The sequence below is a fragment of the Pseudomonas sp. FW215-R2 genome, from assembly GCF_058789255.1.
This window is the reverse complement of sequence record NZ_JBYTBO010000004.1, coordinates 95,326-113,049: the sequence shown is the minus strand read 5'-3', so window position 1 is coordinate 113,049 and position 17,724 is coordinate 95,326. Positions and strand designations below refer to the sequence as shown.

12 protein-coding genes are annotated in these 17,724 nt (G+C 51.4%); 7 read left to right on the top strand and 5 right to left on the bottom strand.

Annotated elements, in window-relative coordinates; translation table 11 throughout:
* Positions 1 to 380: 380 nt before the first annotated feature.
* Together AC3WRD_RS07350 and AC3WRD_RS07345 are read left to right on the top strand one after the other, a co-directional pair.
* Positions 381 to 1,343 carry a restriction endonuclease gene (locus AC3WRD_RS07350; protein WP_102619983.1) on the top strand — a complete coding sequence of 321 codons (963 nt, stop codon included), beginning with the start codon at positions 381 to 383 and terminating at the stop codon, positions 1,341 to 1,343.
* 316 nt (positions 1,344 to 1,659) lie between these two features.
* Positions 1,660 to 1,899 (top strand): hypothetical protein, encoded by a 240-nt coding sequence (locus AC3WRD_RS07345; protein WP_102619984.1) that lies wholly within the window; start codon positions 1,660 to 1,662, stop codon positions 1,897 to 1,899.
* An 895-nt stretch (positions 1,900 to 2,794) separates the two neighbouring features.
* On the opposite strand, the gene AC3WRD_RS07340 is transcribed toward AC3WRD_RS07345, so the two are convergent.
* The 4 genes from AC3WRD_RS07340 to AC3WRD_RS07325 are packed head-to-tail and all read right to left on the bottom strand — an operon-like array spanning position 2,795 to position 9,259.
* Entirely contained in the window at positions 2,795 to 3,640 is an 846-nt protein-coding gene (locus AC3WRD_RS07340) for a DUF7281 domain-containing protein (protein WP_102619985.1), read from the bottom strand.
* Positions 3,628 to 4,866, bottom strand: coding sequence for a hypothetical protein (locus AC3WRD_RS07335; RefSeq protein ID WP_102619986.1), 1,239 nt, complete (start codon positions 4,864 to 4,866; stop codon positions 3,628 to 3,630). Before AC3WRD_RS07335 ends, AC3WRD_RS07340 begins: the two co-directional genes overlap by 13 nt.
* The gene (locus AC3WRD_RS07330) at positions 4,863 to 5,480 is read right to left on the bottom strand and encodes a condensin complex protein MksE (protein ID WP_102619987.1); all 618 of its coding nucleotides are present in this window, start codon (positions 5,478 to 5,480) and stop codon (positions 4,863 to 4,865) included. Before AC3WRD_RS07330 ends, AC3WRD_RS07335 begins: the two co-directional genes overlap by 4 nt.
* The gene (locus tag AC3WRD_RS07325) at positions 5,477 to 9,259 is read right to left on the bottom strand and encodes an ATP-binding protein (protein ID WP_102619988.1); all 3,783 of its coding nucleotides are present in this window, start codon (positions 9,257 to 9,259) and stop codon (positions 5,477 to 5,479) included. Before AC3WRD_RS07325 ends, AC3WRD_RS07330 begins: the two co-directional genes overlap by 4 nt.
* Positions 9,260 to 9,881: 622 nt before the next feature.
* Between AC3WRD_RS07325 and AC3WRD_RS07320 the strand changes: the two genes are divergently transcribed.
* From AC3WRD_RS07320 to AC3WRD_RS07300, 5 genes are all read left to right on the top strand, one after another.
* Positions 9,882 to 11,036 carry a hypothetical protein gene (locus AC3WRD_RS07320; protein WP_178081848.1) on the top strand — a complete coding sequence of 385 codons (1,155 nt, stop codon included), beginning with the start codon at positions 9,882 to 9,884 and terminating at the stop codon, positions 11,034 to 11,036.
* Between the two features lie 535 nt (positions 11,037 to 11,571).
* Complete coding sequence (locus tag AC3WRD_RS07315; RefSeq protein ID WP_256580574.1) at positions 11,572 to 12,756, top strand: phospholipase D family protein; 1,185 nt, start codon at positions 11,572 to 11,574, stop codon at positions 12,754 to 12,756.
* A gap of 142 nt (positions 12,757 to 12,898) precedes the next feature.
* Positions 12,899 to 14,095 (top strand): hypothetical protein, encoded by a 1,197-nt coding sequence (locus tag AC3WRD_RS07310; protein ID WP_207267944.1) that lies wholly within the window; start codon positions 12,899 to 12,901, stop codon positions 14,093 to 14,095.
* Positions 14,096 to 15,066: 971 nt separating this feature from the next.
* Entirely contained in the window at positions 15,067 to 15,711 is a 645-nt protein-coding gene (locus AC3WRD_RS07305; protein ID WP_102619991.1) for a hypothetical protein, read from the top strand.
* 1,094 nt (positions 15,712 to 16,805) lie between these two features.
* Positions 16,806 to 17,360: a hypothetical protein gene (locus AC3WRD_RS07300; RefSeq protein ID WP_256580575.1), complete on the top strand. Its 555-nt coding sequence runs from the start codon at positions 16,806 to 16,808 to the stop codon at positions 17,358 to 17,360.
* Here AC3WRD_RS07300 and AC3WRD_RS07295 read toward each other — a convergent pair.
* Entirely contained in the window at positions 17,266 to 17,637 is a 372-nt protein-coding gene (locus tag AC3WRD_RS07295; protein ID WP_492604504.1) for a DUF7693 family protein, read from the bottom strand. The genes AC3WRD_RS07300 and AC3WRD_RS07295 overlap by 95 nt on opposite strands.
* Positions 17,638 to 17,724 lie beyond the last annotated feature (87 nt).

Genomic DNA, 17,724 nt, shown 5'->3' with positions numbered 1-17,724 from the left:
CGCGAAGAGACTGCAGACTATTGAGAGAGGTTATGAAAGCGCGATCTCTGGCTTGCTCGCGGGCTGTTCTTTTGTCTCGGCAAATGAACCTAATCAATCGACCTAGCCACTTCATGCCATGCTCCTATTCTCATGTTCCATGGCAGCATTTTCAGCGATGTACATAGTCACGTCGTGGGCTAGCAACGACGGGTAAAAAGAAGAAAGGAATGAAAGCCTAGGGCAGTTCTAGCACAGAACTCCCATCAGTGGCAGGGAGGAGCAATCAAAGGCATCAAGAGGTTTACCATCTTCGTGTTCTCCACGCACGGAGTCGGACGTAATCAACCCATCCAGCCTACGCCCTAGGGCGATATATAAGCTGGCAAACGGCGGTAAGCATGCAACAGGCATTTATTCTCAGAATTGCACCCAGCAACGTAAACAAGGTGCCGCTGGCGCTGAAAAGTGATCAAGTAATCATCGGCTGGTCTGCAACCACCGGACTTCTTGATCAAACGCTATCTTGGAAGGCGTTTAGGCAGAAACTCCATGACACCCATTACGCGACCGAAAAAAATCTCCGCCGTGCTGGTGCAGCTGCCGGGCATATGTGGCGGTTTGTCCGAGACATGAAGATGGGCGATCTGGTGGTCGTTCCAAACGGCCCAAAATTTTACCTGGCTGAAATAACAAGCGACGCGCTGTATCTCCAAGAACACGCTGGCGAGGATACGAGCTATCGGCGCAACGTACGGTGGCTCAACAATAAGAAAGCGATTCCACGTGATTTTGCAAAAGCTCCATTGATTTCCAGAATGAAGGTATATGGTACGACTGCCCTGGCAACTGATTTGCTCGACGACATTCGTGATGCCCTTGCACGGGCGGAGGCCGGGAACAAACCATCGTTTAAGGACGAACTGCAAACCGCATTGATCAAAGAGACCGTTGAGCATCTCAGGTCAGGCCACATGGACAGCTTCGCTTTTGAGCATCTGATTAAGGATTTGCTGATCCAAATGGGCGCAAAGACAGCAACGGTTGTTCCCAGGCTTTTGGATAAAGGTGCAGACATACTTGCCACGTTTCGTGTAGCCGAAACCTTCCAATACACACTCGCCGTACAAGCCAAACACTGGAATGACAAAGCCGCAGTGAACAACAAGGTCGTCGAGCAGCTAATCGACGGAATAGAGGCGGCGAACGCCAACCTAGGGATGGTTATCACCTCCGGCACAGTTGCGGAAAGCGCTGTAAAAGCGGCGGAGGACTATGCCGAAGCTACGGGGATTCAGATCGAGCTGGTAGATGGTGATCAGTTCGCAAAGCTTCTGATCGAGCAGGGCATTGGGAAGTGGTGACCAGCCTCTCTCTGAGTTGACTACGAACATCCGTACTGAGATCGCCCCTACACGGATCCTTTCACTGCCAGACATCAAGGATGTAAAGCCAATGGGTAGCCTAAACTACACGACCGCTTTTAATCGCTACAAAGCAAAGCTTGATAACCCTAACTGGGCTGTTTCCGCCATTTCCGCAGATGGCGCTCTGGTGATCAGTTGCTGGGAGTAATACTTCGAACGCCCGACGGGTGGGGTTCTTCGATATGTCGACTCACTGTCGCGGTGGAACGGTAGCAATCGTGCGGGCTGGAACTTGCTGCGAAGACACCTTGAAATGACCCTGGCAGGGAAACTAGAAGTTAGGCTCGTGCTTGCAAAGACCGATAATCCTACGGCGGTTGCGATGGGTGGTGATGCCAGCAAACTGAACAACACCTTCTCCATACGGGAAGACCTTATTGGTCGTCTCACCCACTATGATGGAGATAGCTTTACGATCGAGTTTCGTAAGTCATTGCAATCGCCAGGTAGCTATCTGTCACAAGCGGTAGCTGATGCCAAGCTTAAGGGGTGAGCTAACGGAACGATGAAGAGTGATTTGTGTTTCGTGAATGCTGAGGCAGTCATTTTCTTGAGGAGTCGCAGTACACCGTGGCGACGCAGGAAGGGGAAATCACCTAAACAGTGGCCTGCCGGGGTTGGGTATTCACAATGCCCAAACTGGGATCAAAGAGCGCAGGTACGATATCGAACTGTACACTTCGGGGCTAATTCGCGAATGTGAGACCTAATCCGAACAAGAAATTTTTGCGTGCCGCGCCCAAGGGTCGTCAGTAAGTCCTAATACTGATTGTTAGACTCTTTGGCGTGCATCAGTCATCGCAGTAAGGTCGCAAAGGCTTCCGCACCACGGGATGAGAGCTAAACTCGTCATTCGCCTTTTGCATCCAGTCAAGATTTTCTGGCTGTCGAGCAGAGCTTAAAACGATCCGTACTGCGAATGCTCGGCACTCCTCAGGCAGTGAATTTGAGATCTGTTCTAACAATCCTTTGTATTCTTCAACGTTACCGTCAGGGTAAGTACCTGGCGGGAGCAGCTTCATAAGCGTCGTGCCGCAGCGGTGTAACAGTCCGAGCCCAGGAGCGCCTTCGGTGGACGGTGCTTCGCCTGCCATTAGCTAAGCGGCGGTGTGAAGTAAATGGAGAGATCGCTTCTTCGGGCCAATGACCACGGATCACCCACGTTCGTCAAACCAGTAAGGGATGGAGGCGAAAATAGAAGCCCTGGAGCCGCGAACCTCCGGCTTTTTCTACTCGGCAACCTCGGAAGCATTCAACATATAGCTTCACAGCGGACTCACATGACTGGTTGCGGCAGCGTGATTTTTCTTGGCGCCGCAGCAGGAGAATACTGCGGTTTTAGGCGACAGTAAGCCCTTAGACCCTGTTCCTTAATCGATGAAGCCTGCTCAAGTTACCTCCAGGCCGATTAGCTTTTCCTGTGGCAATGCCTTACCCGCTTTACGGACGATCTTGTATACCCGAACCAGCTCTGGGTCGGTCAAGCTATTGAGGAATGCTAGCTTCCCCGCAACCTGTTTCTGGTACCGCCGCTCGGTGTTGATCTCGCCCATGAGTATCGTCAGGCATTTATCTGATGGAGCAAGATACCGAGAAAAGCCGGGAAGGGTGGCAGCGATACACAGACCCTCTGGGTCATAATCAGTAAAGGCAATCACAGGCAACTTCAGATCTGCGAGCAACGCATGGCTACTGTCGGTCTTATAGCTGCCTGGTGCACCTCGAAACACCACTAACGGATTCCCCGGCAGTTGCTCGAGCAGAGGTGTTTCGTGGGTGAGTTCAAAATTTTCCCAGTTCTCGATTAGCAAAACGCTGTCGTGGCCATAATATTCAGCCACCCAATGGCGATCGAGATCTAGGCAGGCGCCTGGAGGAAGGTGGAGTGGGGTCGGGCCTACGAGCAAAGGTCGGCCCGGTAAGGACTTCACCGCAACGCGCTTTCCGCGAAGACGTTTGTTGGCGTATTTCTCATCCCCGCCCTTCTTAAGAGCGCCATGTCGGGACTCATTATCCCAGGCATCGAGCGATTGGTTCGGATCGACCTTGGCCTCATTCGCAAGAAATGTCGCGATTTTTTCCTTGTCGCTCTGGCTGAACCTCCAAAGAGATCCGACCCGGCGCCCAACACCATAATCCTCGCAGAAGTCTTCGAGTAGTTTGCTATGTCGGAAGTCCTGTTCGTCCGACTGATAGACAGACATGAGCTTTTTGGTGAGTGCTAGCGTTGGCATAGCAAGACATCCTCAATGATCACGTTGCCGCTCAGGGTATCGTCTTCGTTCTTGGCGACAGGCTGTATTGTGACGCGTCTGATGATTTTCGCGTTGGCGTTGATCTGTTTCTCAACGAGTGTGAGGAAGCACATCATGCACGACTCTTGATCCAAGGTCTTGGTCTCCTCAGCTTCAAAGAAGTAGCCAGCAGCCGACATCTTGACAAGGGACTTGGCGGCCTCGTTGAGCAGGCGCTGACTAACCACCACAAGTGGCGATCCTTTGATGAGCGCCGCTTTCGGTGCAGCTTCATCGACCAGTGCGCCCGGCTTTCGTGTCTTAGCGGGTACCGCGACTGCCTTCTCAATGCTCTTGGCGACGTCGACCAAAGCGTCCCGGATATCTTGATTCCCGAGGTCAGGTACCAGCTGAATTTTCAGGGGCTCATGGTGATACGCCCACTCCGGGATTTCAGGGTACTCATCAGGAGAGCGCACCTCATACTCGGGATGCTTCTGCAGGTAGAGTTGCAGAGCGCGAATGCGCCGCGCGCGAGGGGCGACCGTCCTGATTTTGTAGAGGTAGGTCTTTAGCACCTGAATGATATCGACGGCCCTGGAGCGCCATTCGGAAAGCTTATCTAGGATATGGCTTTGGTAGAGCGCTTCGAGTATCTCGCGTTCTGGGGGGGTTAGTTCCTCTAGGATCGCTTCGCCATCGAACATGCTCAACGCTTTGAGGATACGTTCAAGTTGATTCAGGTAGTGTTGGGTCTGCTTTTCCTTTTCTTTGTAGGTACTGACATTGCCGAAGTTGTTTTCAGCGGCAGTACGGACAAGGAGGAGGAAGTCATTCATGGCCTCCGCCATTTCGTACAAGGTCGCATCGATGTCACCTTGAATCAGCAGCGAGTCATCGAAACGATTCTGCAGACAGGCGTCCGAGTAATCGTCCATAAGCTTGACGAGGCGTGCCATCTGCTCACCAAAGTCCGCCGAGACGTCGTAGTTTCTCGTGCGATGCGTTGCCTCGTTGAGCAGGCGATTGAGGGTAGGGGATAGCCGGTAGGTGTTCTCAACAGCGGCGTTGATTCGCACGGCCCTCATTTGCTGAAGTTTCGTCAGCGTTCGAGCATTCTCATTGTCTCGAGTGACATAGCCGGCGGAATACATCTGGGCGATCAAACTACGGTTTTTATGAAGAAGCTCCAGGTGCTTCATCACCGACTCTTCGAGGGCGCTCATGAGTCAGCCCTCTTTTCGTACTCGCTATCCTCCTCAGAGATTTCGTCATGCAGCATCAGGTACTCAATGGCCTCCATGAGCCACTCTATGCGGCCCGTAAACATATATATCTCTGACTCTGGATTGACGAGAAGCAGATACCCCTCGTTCTGAAACCGCTTAACGATTTTGTTCAAGCGCTCACGATCTGAGCCGTCTTTTGTGTTGATGTCGATGGTTGTTTGACGTAGCTGAAGATACAAGCTCGGATTTTCCGAGATCCTGGCCATCATCTGGTTGAGATTAAGAACTTGGCCAGCAGCGATTGAGTCGTCATCTGCAGTGATGCGCATCACCAGTTCAAGGAAAGACACCATGGGGCGTAGGGTATTTTTGACCTCAGTGAAGCGCTTCTTCGCGTCTCTTTTTCCCTCGACGTCGATGTCTGCGTGGGCGGCGAAGAACGCGCCGCCATCACGGGTCGTCGTTAGCCTTAGGTCGATTCGCCTTAGGTATTTATCGACATCATCATGATGTGCTGAGTCAGCCAGAAACTGATGGCCTTCATAATCTGTGATCTGGCAGATGAACCCGCCTCCCATCAGTGCGGTCGCCACACGTGCAAAGATGCTCATTCGCCATCCTCCCAGGCGAGTTCGAGCTCGCCGTCATCGGCTGCTTCCTCTTCAACGGAGAGCTCACAGTGCACCAAGCGTCGTTCAGCATCCAATTTGTATTTGTGCTCAAACAGCATCAGCGTCTCAGCATCAGGATCGGGGAATGCGGTGCAGAGGGTGATTCGGTTCTGCCCAAGGTAGTTGCAAAGCGACACGATATTTTCGGCATCAATGGCCTTGAGTTCGTCCACACACCAGGTCAGTTGGACAGGGGCGTTGCCGCGAACCTTTCCGATGAAACCGAGAAATAGGATGATGAGTACCAGGTAACTCAGCCCATTCGAAGAGATATTTTCAAGTTCAGTGCGATTGCGGAATTGGCGGTAGTTACCCTGTTCGCGCACGGAGCCCCGGATGCTGACCAGAGATTTGAACTGAGCATTGATGCCCCGGTTGCCGTCCCAGATGGCGAGGAGGGTGTTAAGATGGGCAACGGCATCTGCACTGGGCAGACTGTCCTCTTGCGTCCACTCCTCGCGGTCATTAGTAATTTTGGTGATCACAGACCAGTAGTCGAGCTCCTCAACACCCGAATAGATCGAGATTTTCAGCTCTGAGAGGTTGTCGAACACAGTCGAGCTGTGCTCAAGGTGCTCCTGCAAAGACGCATTGAAGCTTGAGAGCTTTTTATTGAATGTTTGCAGCACACGGTGAAGGCCCTGGATTTCGCCGAAGATGGTCTTGGCATCTGCAACCAACAAACGCCGGCTCTTGTCATGCTCAGTGGCGAACCAGTCTTCGACGACGCGTAGCGTCATGCGAGCATCCACCTCTTCACCGGTTTCTGTGCGGATGTTGTAGAGGCGATCCTGGAAGTAGGTCGACGGGGCAGCATGTGGCACTTCGAGGAACGCAGTGCGCATCTTGAGGGTGAGCTTCCGCAGTTGCCCTTCGGACTCGGTGATCTGTTGCTGAAACGTGATCATGGCCGCCCGCAGGGAATTGGCTTCCCAGGCGGTGTCAAAGGCTTCGTGGCGGCTGGTTGATTCGTAGGATTTCAGCCGGTCTTCAAGGCAGTTGGCAACAACCAGCAACTGACCTTCAACGCTTACGATTGCCGTGCGACAATCCTTAATGGAGGCGACTACCTGGTCGCGTTTTCGAATCCAGGCATCAGTAGCCTCTTGAAGACGGATGGTGTCTTGGTCATAGTTTGTCTGCCTTTGCTCTTTCTTAGCCTGGAACAGGGAGAACTGTGGAAGTACCTGCTTTTTCCAGATCTGCCATTCTGACAAGAGCTCACTCCACGATTTGATATCCTCAAGCGTCTTCAACAGCTCCTCACGCTTGTTTTCGAGCATGGTAATGACGTTGACGTCTGCTCCTTCGCCGGCGAGCTCTCTCTTCTGTTGTTCCAGAAAAAATTCGATGCTGGATTCGCACGCACGTTTATGAGCCTCAATGCTGGATTGAATATCCCGAATCTCTGAATTCAGCTGGATGCTAACCGCCGAGATATCTTTTTCAAGCTGCTGGGCGAGAGACTGTTTCTTACTGGCAATGCGTCCGATGAAGTCTGCGTGAGCCTGTTCGGCATGCCTGACACGACGCTCGCATTCGACCATTTGTGCTTGCGCAAGTTGGCGAGCTGCCTCGAGCATTTTACGCTGTTGAGCGTCCAGCTCATCGACTTCTCTCTCCAGGGCCTGTGTAGCTGAGTTAGCTTTCATCAAGGCTGAGCGTGCCAGTGTCAGTTCGTCCGCAGCAGTTTTGATCGATTTTCGAAGCTCTAGCTGTTGCTCAATAGTTCGCTCAAGCTGGGCTTGAAACACGTCCAACGCCTGGTTCGCTTCATCAAGCTTTTCATGGAGCCTCGACTCATCCGCCTCATCTGCGGCCTCGACGAACTCCAGTTCAAGCGCAATCCCGTAGAGACTTGCAGACACAGCTGCCAACTGTGGGTGGAGATCAGTACGGTGGAGGAGACCAGGGTTTATGACTTTGGCTATGTCTTCTGACCAATCTGGACGGTTGGCTCTTAGGAAAGCGAGGAGGCTATCTTGGCCAGGTGTGTGAGCTCGCAGGATCTCTTCAATTAGGTCTTTTTGTTGAGTGATGGATTGCTTGGTTGAGCCGATCGTCACATCGTACTTGGACGATTTAGCCTGAAGATCGTCGACAAGCCGTTGCCTATTAGCGACCGATGCGTGTGATTCACCTATCGCTTTGTTCGCATCTCTAAGGTCGAGATTTTTCTTGTCAATCCCGGCCTGAATCGAAGCGTCAACCGTTGGGTTGGCTGCACGCTCCTGAGAACGTGCGAGCTCTCCATGGCGTTGCTTTACCTCACCGACTAGGCGATGGAGCTCATAGGAAGAAGAGTCGTCCAGTACCTTCAGCGCATCCGCGTGGACGCCCTCGATTTTCGCTTGGGCTTCGCGAGCCTCATCCCGGAGGACGTTGACCTTATCGAGGGCCACAGCGCGGAAATCATTGTGTAGCCGGTTCTCTTCATTGATCTGCTTGTCGAACTTGGCCTTGATCCCCCTAGCTGCGCCGAGGGCCAGATCCAGTTTCGTGTCAACGCTTCTGAGCTCATCGTTAAAAACTGCCGCTTGAGCCGCACGTGCACGCTTCTCATCAACGCCCTTGCTTTCATAGTCCTGCCGGGCTGCTTCAATCTCCTTGAGGTTACGTTCGCAAGCGTCGATATCGAACTGTGCGCTTTGAATGGCCTTGGTTAGTCCCAAGGCGTTCTCTTCATGAGCCGCTGTCTCTTCGTCGAGGTAAGTTTGCTTAGCGGATAGCTCGCTTTCACGCTGAGCTTTTGTGAAGAAGAGGTGGTCTTGCAGGAAAGTAAACTTTTCCTTCACTTCTCGGATGGCATCTTCGGCAGCTTCAAGGTCAGAACGGTGCGCCCTGGCGACGTCGACCAGTGGTGTGATATTCATGATGCTTTGGTAAGCATTGTAGTCTCGAGGCCAGCTTTCTACGCGCTTGCGCTCTGTTTGAATTCCCACGGACGGCTTACCTTCGAAAACCCAATCGGCAACCACTTGTTGAAGGTCATCAAAATTGGCCTTGCGAGAAAACATTCCCTTAGTGAGCTTTTCTAAGTGCCTTAATGGTCGGTTGTACGTGGTGAACGCATAAACATCGGCCATCCCGAACAGATAGCGTCTATGCGTCGGATCGACATGCGGCGGCTGCCAACCCTGGATGATCGCTCTGTAATCGGTGTACGTATCTACCAGTTTCTCTGCATGCGGGATTCTCAGGTAGACCAAGCGCTGCCGAAACTCCTTATTAAGTACGAACTGACCGTCATCGGTGACGAACATGTCACGTCGGAAATGGCTGTTCACGAATCGGAATCGGATCTTGTCGGCGGTGGAGTTGCTGAGCACGACTACGAGCCGGCGGGTGCCATCCGGGCGTTCGTATTCATAAACGAGGTAGGAGGTCTGGTTCGGCAGGTAATAGTCAATGAACGAGTCCTTGCCTTGCGACACCACATCTCGCGGTTCAACGCCGGCGAACAGCAGCGCTAGCGAGAGTAGGGAGGTTTTGCCTCGACCGTTACGTCCGGTCAGCGCCATGCCTCCGTCAATGCCCATCGTTTGAACTCGTCCGCGGGATAGCGAATCGATGAGATGGATGTTCATCAGTCGAAATAGGCCTTGGGGCGCGTTCTGTGGCGCTGCGATCACATCCTCCACCGGCAGTGGTGGCTCCTCACCCACAACCTCCTCAGGTGCAAGAAGGTCGAGACTGGGGTTATGTGAATCAGTATTCATAACAACTCCTTTGTCATGCTGCGATGCTGTGACTGTTCTGAATTGTTGCTTTGATCACAGTGAAGCACTGATAGTGTTACCAGCCGGCCTCAACATCTTGATGATAATTTGCTGCTCGAGGGTTAGTGACCGGTTCGTGACATGGTTTGTCGATGACGGTAAATTTTAGCCTTGTTCAAGGTGACGTTACGGCTAAACCGGAACGGTTGGCAGGTGCAACGAAAGGGGTTCCTTACACAGGATGCAATTTAGTACTCTCGCCTCCGTATCCATTGGCTTGTAACGTACTTTTCTCACTGTAACGTTGGGTTTGTTACATGGCACAAAATTGCGTTACACCTAAGCTTCCGTGCGCCTTAGCTGCTTGATGCGGGACACATCGAAAATGCTCTCCTAGTCCGGTCAAATCGTTCCTAGATTACGCATTACTCAACCACCCGAATTCCCCATAAATGAAACCCGATCACTTCCTGACTGGTCTTGCACACGGGCTTAGAAGGGGTAGCGCAGCGTCCATATGAAAACCTCGTTGAGCCACTATGGCGCCACCATGCCCATTGAGTCAAAATCTCAGCCGGCATATCGGCTATCAGGCGGCCGTGCATTGACTTAGGTAGACATCATGGGAAGAAAGTGGCTCAAGCAGGAAAAGCGGACGAAGGAACAGCTGTTCGATGCGTTGGTGAAGAACGCGCTGGGGTTCGTAGAGACTTCTCTGGATCACGTTAAGGAGCGGCCCAAGAACTCTATCGTCGACCTGTATACGGCCATTGAGCTCTTTCTCAAAGCACGCCTCATGGCGGAGCACTGGACGCTTATGCTGTCCAAACCAGAGACAGCCGACCTCCAAAACCTGTATGTCGGAGACTTTCTTTCCGTCTATCTCGATGACGCTCTGAAGCGAATCAATTCGATACTTGGAGAGAGAATTGACACCGCCGCCTCTGATAATTTCAAAGCCCTAGGTGAACATCGCAACCAAATCGTCCACTTCGCTCATTCAGGTCATGACGACCTCGCAGCCACTCAAGCGGGCGTCATCGTTGAGCAGTGGGCCTCATGGCACTACCTGTATGCCATGCTCACAGAGAGATGGAAGGACGTTTTCGAGCCTTACAAAATTGAGCTTCAAAAACTGAATCGTCGCATGATGAGGCAGCGTGATTTTCTCAATTCTCGGTTCACGATCCTCAAGCCGCAAATCGAAATCGAGGTGAAAAAAGGCAAGACGATCATCGCGTGCGGCCACTGCGAGCTGGCGTCAGCAGTGGCGGGTGAAGTACACGCCTGGGGGACAGATTACAGCTGCCTGGTGTGCGGGGTCAGTGACACTGCGGTGGTGAAGGCGGATATCAAATTACCCTGCCTAGGATGCAATGAAGAAATAGAGTTCTTTGATGCAAAGCTCACCGAATGTCCGACGTGCCACTTCGCTTTCAACACCGACTCTTTGATTGACCTTTGTACAGCTCACATACATGAGGGGGATCAGTGGTGGGAGGAGGGCGCCGAACATATTGCGTCATGCCATAACTGCCAGTGCGCGCGGCCTTCCGTGTTCGTCATCGATGGTTTGTGGAGTTGCGTTTCATGCTTTGATCGCGGATGGCAGGCAATTACGTGTGAGCGTTGCGGTGCTTTTGTGACAGGAGATATGGAAAGAATCCAATATTTCGCCTGCCACAAATGTGAGGATCAAGTGCGCCAAGAATATGCAGCTATGCTCGCAGCTGATGCGGCGGTAGAGGAAAGCCGGGATGCTCATAAACAACCATGAACCAGGCAATAGCAACTCGGTGTCGACTTAACCTCTCCCAGGAAGGGCTGCTTTGGAAGGCCGCGTTGGCTCATCTTGGCACCTCCGGCCTTCATCAAACTGTGGTGGATCTACTTGATGGCTTTGGGCCCAAGCCTACACGAAGTTCGACGGAATACCTTCGAAGTGAATGGGTGGGAGTGGAAGTCCTGCAGGTGTTAGAAACAGCCTTCGCGGAGGCCGGCACTGGGATGAAATCCCTTGATGCATTTCCAGAACACATTGCGTTGCTCTCATGCCATAGCCAGCACCTCGCAGACTGTCTTTTTCACTTACTGCCGCTCGAAAAGCTGACATCAGAGCTCAAAGGTTACCGTCTCGAACATGTCCTAGGTATTTGATGGCGATCATCAGATAGGAGGTAGTTCCTAATATGTAGCGACTACACCCATGTCTTGGTAACGCCTGTACCACCTCCATCTGGGCAGCCAAAAAATCGTTATTTTCGATGGCCCAGGTCTGTTCAAAAACTGCGAGTAATAAAATGGTACAAGGATTGAAGCTGTTGCTGAATGGCTATGACTCAGGTCATGGTGACGAGATCATTGGGCTGCTGGCCAATGCTGAGCACCTGGAATGCATGGTTGCATTTGCTAAGTCTTCCGCTAGCGAGACGTTCATGAAACCTCTCAAGCAGGCAATTGCTCGTGGGATGACAGCTCGCGTGGCTGTTGGCCTCAGTCTGTTCGTGACAGACCCCGCAATGCTGTATGAGCTGCTAAAGGTGGAAAAAAACTCCCAGAACAAACTGGAACTCTATATCAGCTCAACAGAAGACACCTTCCATCCCAAGGTGTACGCAGTACGCGAATCAGCAGGCCACAGAGTAATTGTCGGCTCCGCCAACCTGACTGCTGGCGGCTTCTCTAACAACTACGAAGCATCAGTCGTAGTCAACGACCAATACGGTGCATTGTTGACGTCTGTTCAAAAGCACTTTGGTGAATTGATCGAAGAGGGCGCGCTTACTCGAGCATCGAAGGCGCAAATTGATGAATACGCAAAACTCCATGCCGTTCACGAAGCTTGGCGGAAGATGGCAAATCGACGTGCGGAAAAAATCAGCCGGGGTGACTTGCACAGTTTGGACGTGTTGGCTGACCGGCTCGCAGACATGAAGGCTGACACTTCGCCCTATGGGTTTACTGCCCAAAAAATCCACCGGGCGAAAAATCGGCTAGTAGCCAGGCGTCGGATCAAAGAGATCGCAGGATTAGGTAAGGTAGCCCGTGATACCTTCCTTGGCGCCTACGCAGGCCTGATCGAATGTTTTCATTCCGGAGGACTACATCGCGGAAAGCGCATTGTGTCGCAAAAGTCGAGTCGTTTCATCACTGCCCTTGCGGAGATATTAGAGCTGAACCGAGCAACACCCGCCCAAGCATTTGCATTGTTGCATAGCCACTTCGGGGCTATTGAAAGAGCAGGCATCAATGTCCTGACGGAGATCCTCCACGCCTTGGACAACAAGCGGTATGCGGTCATGAACCAGAACGCAGTGAGCGGATTGATAGTTGCCGGGTACGATCAATACCCCCTCCGACCACTTAAGACCAATGTCACTCCTGAGCTTTACGAGCAGTTCTGCCGAGACGCCCGGGAGGTACAAAATCAGTTGGAGCTGGAAAATCTCTCAGAGGTAGACGCTCTGTTCAACTATGTATACTGGCTAGATGAGTAGACGGTAACCGTAAGGCCATGCACATCTACAGTGAGCACGTCCAATCATGCGAAGTGTTTAGCGACTACGTCAAAAGCTTCTGAATTCAGAATGCCTGCTCGAAGCAAACCGACCGAGATCCATGACTCAACGGGGGACGATTATGGCCGATGCACAAGATGACGGGACTGAATGCCTCCCTCCTATTCCTGGGACGATCACGGGCAACGGTGGCGATCCAATAAGATTCGAGCTGGTAGAACCGATTATTGGATTCAGTGGCTCCTCTGGGCGCGAAGGGCAAGAGATAAAAGTGATCACGCGCTTGGCCATCACCTCGGATGAGCCAGGCTTTCACCGTCTTGCTGATTCGATCGCTGGCATGATCAGGACTTGGGCAAATGATTCGCAGATGGCTATTGAAATCAGCAACTACAAGACCGTCTTGCTGGTTCTCAAGCCTGATCAGACTGCCGAGCTTTGGCTTGATACCGCTGCGATGGCCTTGCAATGCATCGTGGCGCGTGACGTTGTCGCCGGCACAGCTGTTTTTCATCACGACATTGCTGACGTGACGGCCATGCAATTCCCATGTGTATATTTCGGGAAAGAGGACAAGGTGCTTTGCCTGATGCGGGAAGCCTGGGGCTTCGGTTTAGCGTTCGACATGAACCCGGCAGGCCAGCTGGACATATATAACTTTGGTCGAGAACTGGGCAGACTCTACAGGTTGCTTAACTTCAGGCACCTATACGAAATCGTCGATAACCAGGTGAGCCTTGATCAGTTGATGGCACAAGGCTGGTTTCCGTTTGTGGAAATCCTTCACCGAGAGTTCGGGGAGATTCTTCGACACTTCGATGGCGGCCTTGACCTGACTGACGTCGAGTCTGAGGTGGTCGTAAAATTTGATCGGGAAAGGCTGGATCACATGCTTTCTCGTTGGTTTGCAAAACCGCATTTCGCTGTCAAAGAGGCTTTATTACGAGAAGGCGTCGAGGCTTTCCATCTGGGCAGACCCATCACGGCCATCAAGATCTTGGTCACCGAAATTGAAGGAATTTTGAACGTAGCTTACAGGACGCATAATGGTAAGGCAGCCAAGACCAAGGTGCTATTGGATTTCGCCATCACGAGCGCGGAAAAGCGCACTGGTGGCCCAGGTACTTTGTTCCTCACTACCGAATTCAACCGCTACCTTCTGAACTACACCTTCGCCAATTACGACCCAGACAATCACGCGGGCGATGCGGGTTCGCGGCACGCGGTAGGGCATGGCGCCGCAAACAGTGAGAGCTATACGATGATCAAGGCGCTCCAGGTGATCTTGACCTTGGATCAGTTGGCTTTCTACACGTGATGAGGGAACGTCAGCATGTCCACATCACATACCGTAGGCTCAACCCCCGAATATCTCAGGTAATCGTACAAGCGGATCGCGCAGGCCAGGATGGTCGAAGGGCATGAGGATGGAAGCCCAACGGGCCAAGATTCGCGGGCTTGCTTTACGTCAGCCGGGCCTCAGGCATGCCTCAAAAAGAATATCTAAAAGCTATTTAGCTGCACGCTAATCATGCGCGCGAGGCGCTAAACCTTGAACGTAAAGATCATACGTTTTGCGCAACGCAGCTCGTCGTCTGAGCAGAAGGTTGGATGTGATGTCGGCGCGATGCATCAATGGTCGCAATTAACAGTAGGTCGCGCTCAGTGGACTTGGTGTCGATCTGCTCGCTATCTACAAGTGCCTGTACATACCCCTCCGCTCGGGCCGCAGCTTTGTCAAACTCAGCAAGGGAGGCGGATAATTCGATGTAACCGATCAGTCGCTCCCACGCTCGTCTTTGTCGATTCCTTGGGTCGTCTTGGAAAACGGAATAGCGCTCTGCAGACACTGGATGAATGCAATCGTCGATAGGCTCAATGCTGATTTCTCACTGTGTGCATACAGATGAAAAACGGAACGTTTTGAAAAACCTTGAGCGCGATAGGAGATTTTTTTACCGTAACGGGATTTAAGTTGATGAATTTTCGCCCCTCTTAAAGACCCCCAAAAGGGACATTAACCGCATTTTTGACACTTAATGTCCCATTTCTTGGTAATTAACGGATGCCTGTTTTGAGCTCGACAGAGTGACGATCGTTTAGTAATAGTTGCATCAGGCCGTGCTTATGTCTGTGGGGAAGGGTGATCACAAAAATCTTTCTCAAATTGAAACCACGCATTGAATTTCAGATGGGTGAAATTTTATTTTTCCTCGACGCTAAAGTTTTGCTCATTTTAATCCGTTGCTTTTATTAAGCATAAATACGATTGTCGAAGCGAGATGCGTGATGAGCTACTCACAGAATGTTTGCGATCTTGAATACGGTAGTGATCTGGAGCTCGAGGAATTTGAAGAATTCCATTGGCTGGGAGGTACTGGTGACACTTACGAAGCATCAATAGCATTACAATGCCAAATAATCAGAATGACATTGGATGATTTTGAACAGCACTATACAGCGCATCAAGCGACTGATGTCGCCTGGCGCATTTTCGATGCGCTCGTAGCAATTAAAGAGATTAACCCTAGACTCTTCTCGCCTATCGATTCCACCAAGACAAAAACATATCTAGACATATTCAATTGCTTTGCTAGCGATAGGGTTAGCGGCAAAATATTTCCGAAAAACGAGCTGGGATCCTTAGAGATTTTGTCTGATCCCGGTTACTTGTTTATTGCTGGTGGTGAGTTTGTTGACCCCGACCCAAGGATTGAATTTCGCAGTCGAGAAGGTGCCACATTCCGCATGTTTGTAGCGCCTGAAATTGGTGAAACCATTGAGATGGTATTTGGCGATCTCATGATGGAATTCACTGCAAAGCAGGCATTGTGGCTCTGGTTCCACCTGGCGATAGCATCCGATAGCTTGCATCATCGCAGTGCGAGAGATCCTAGCTCCGGAATCTTAAAATGCGGTCTCCAATGGTTATGAAATGAGCTGCTGACGCTCACAGATGGGGGATGCGACAGCCTTTCGCAAGAGTTGACGCATCTCGGTGAAAGACCAATATGAGCAGGCAGGGATAGCTTGTCGCGTATTTGGTCAACACGCCGATTTCAAAATCATCTCCATGATTGATAGCGAGAGCAATTTCTTGCACATGGTTTTCTTTTGTCCCGACAAACGAAGACCTAGCCACCTCATGCAGCGCTCCAGCTTCCATTGCCCATGACGGAATTGTCATTGATAGGCAGGTTAAGCCTGATTTCGGAGTTGTTTAGAGAGGAACGGGTTAGATGTCATAAGCGGCCTCGAGCTTGGTCAGATACCTCATTTCAACGAAATGCCTGAATTCATTGGTCTGTAACGTTCTTTTTGCTCTGTAACGTTGCTTACGTTACAAGCGAAAAAGTTACGTTACAGTTAGCCCCAGTAAGGCCCCGAAGCGCGAGGGAGTGCGGAGCCTGGCGGACGGAAACGGGCTGATGGTAGCCCGCACAGGGGAGGTTTTCTTACGCTTTCCTAACGAAATGCTTAAGCGCATGCCGAGTTGCAATTACTCGGTCGCGTATCTCCTGGGGATCTATCGACATACCGCCGTCAGGCGTGACCTTCAAAGTCTTCAACCCGTTTACTGAGTCGATAAACGCACGCTCACGCGTCCGCTCAGATCGAGACCTCTTGTCCCGCCAAAACCACGCCATGCACTGTCCGAGCCTATTCATGTCTTTCTCTGAACGCCAAGATTTATGGGGGCATGATTGCTGATGAGCGGGTAAATGTCCTAGGTTTTTTGTGCCAACCATAATCATTCGGTCTTGCCGTGACAAAGATGCAACCAGGAAATAAGGTCAGTGTGCATCGATCGATTGTCGCCTGTTCGAGCCCAGCAGGCTAGGCTAAGGCTCAGACTTTTCCTGCAGATTCGGAGCTTGATCTCAAGCTTAGGTGGTCAAACCTCGCCCGGCCCTAAATCAGATTCTTAAAGCTCTATCCCCCCCAAAAAAAATTATTTCAACTTTTCGCTAAAGTTTTTCTACAAAGCATCCGTTGTTATTTTTAAGAACATAACGATGGTGGATTTTGTGAGCAAAACTGAAATGCAATCGGCAACTTTTTTTGCAGAACGCGAATTCATATGCTGGCGTGGTCGTGAATTTGACGAACTGTATCCGTGCCAAGTATCCAGGCAGGTTGATCAGTATGTCAGTTTAAAGTTAGACATCATGCCTTTTAGGTTTGCCGACGCCGTAGCTGAAGATATCGCGCGTTGCCTTTACGATGCCGTACTCATAACCGTGGGAAATCTTGCAGGGTTTGTACCGACACCAGCGGATCGCGAAAGCATTCTTGAAAGGAGATATCGAAAAAGAGTGTCTGGAGAGTGGCATTACTTCGCCGATGGCAAGTTCGACTGTCACGAAGCGGAAGAAGGCTACGTTGTTGAACTCGCGACAGAAGAGAGCGACAAAACTGAAAAGGTAAGCGTCTACACAATTGAAGAGGGGGGAGTTGAGCTGATTTTTAACTTCATGTGCTATTCGTTCAGCATGATCGACGCGGTGTGGCTTGCCAATGCGCTGATGGAGGCGATGGGGCGTGAGCCACTGGATCTCTTAGAGACAACGAGCGGGTTGTAGGCCTCCCTGAGCTCAGAGTGTTGCCTTGGGCCACTCTGCGCGAATCTCTGGGCTTGCTAACAGGCGAAAACAGCGACTGACGCACGGATAGCATTGCTTGAGGCGCCATCAAAATATTGGTGAGCAGTTCCTCAAGCTTGCGATGTTCCTCCAGGCTCAGAAGAGCCACTGGATCAAGGGCGTTCATGCCCGAGGTAAAGGCGTACGTTCGGTCGTCAGGGCTACAGCAGCTATCGAAGTAGTCTAGCTCAGCGCAATCAATGAAAAAAGTGATCATCCAGCCATCTGCTTCGAGGGTCATCAAACCACAATAACCATGTGTGCTCAGTGATTCGGCACATTGAGCGTAAACCGACAGAAACAT

What these genes read in the sequence shown, in the direction of transcription:
- AC3WRD_RS07350 (WP_102619983.1), top strand. Translation starts at nt 381, where the DNA reads ATGCAACAGGCATTTATTCTCAGAATTGCACCCAGCAACGTAAACAAG.
- AC3WRD_RS07345 (WP_102619984.1), top strand. Translation starts at nt 1,660, where the DNA reads ATGACCCTGGCAGGGAAACTAGAAGTTAGGCTCGTGCTTGCAAAGACC.
- AC3WRD_RS07340 (WP_102619985.1), bottom strand. Translation starts at nt 3,640, where the DNA reads ATGCCAACGCTAGCACTCACCAAAAAGCTCATGTCTGTCTATCAGTCG.
- AC3WRD_RS07335 (WP_102619986.1), bottom strand. Translation starts at nt 4,866, where the DNA reads ATGAGCGCCCTCGAAGAGTCGGTGATGAAGCACCTGGAGCTTCTTCAT.
- AC3WRD_RS07330 (WP_102619987.1), bottom strand. Translation starts at nt 5,480, where the DNA reads ATGAGCATCTTTGCACGTGTGGCGACCGCACTGATGGGAGGCGGGTTC.
- AC3WRD_RS07325 (WP_102619988.1), bottom strand. Translation starts at nt 9,259, where the DNA reads ATGAATACTGATTCACATAACCCCAGTCTCGACCTTCTTGCACCTGAG.
- AC3WRD_RS07320 (WP_178081848.1), top strand. Translation starts at nt 9,882, where the DNA reads ATGGGAAGAAAGTGGCTCAAGCAGGAAAAGCGGACGAAGGAACAGCTG.
- AC3WRD_RS07310 (WP_207267944.1), top strand. Translation starts at nt 12,899, where the DNA reads ATGGCCGATGCACAAGATGACGGGACTGAATGCCTCCCTCCTATTCCT.
- AC3WRD_RS07305 (WP_102619991.1), top strand. Translation starts at nt 15,067, where the DNA reads ATGAGCTACTCACAGAATGTTTGCGATCTTGAATACGGTAGTGATCTG.
- AC3WRD_RS07295 (WP_492604504.1), bottom strand. Translation starts at nt 17,637, where the DNA reads ATGATCACTTTTTTCATTGATTGCGCTGAGCTAGACTACTTCGATAGC.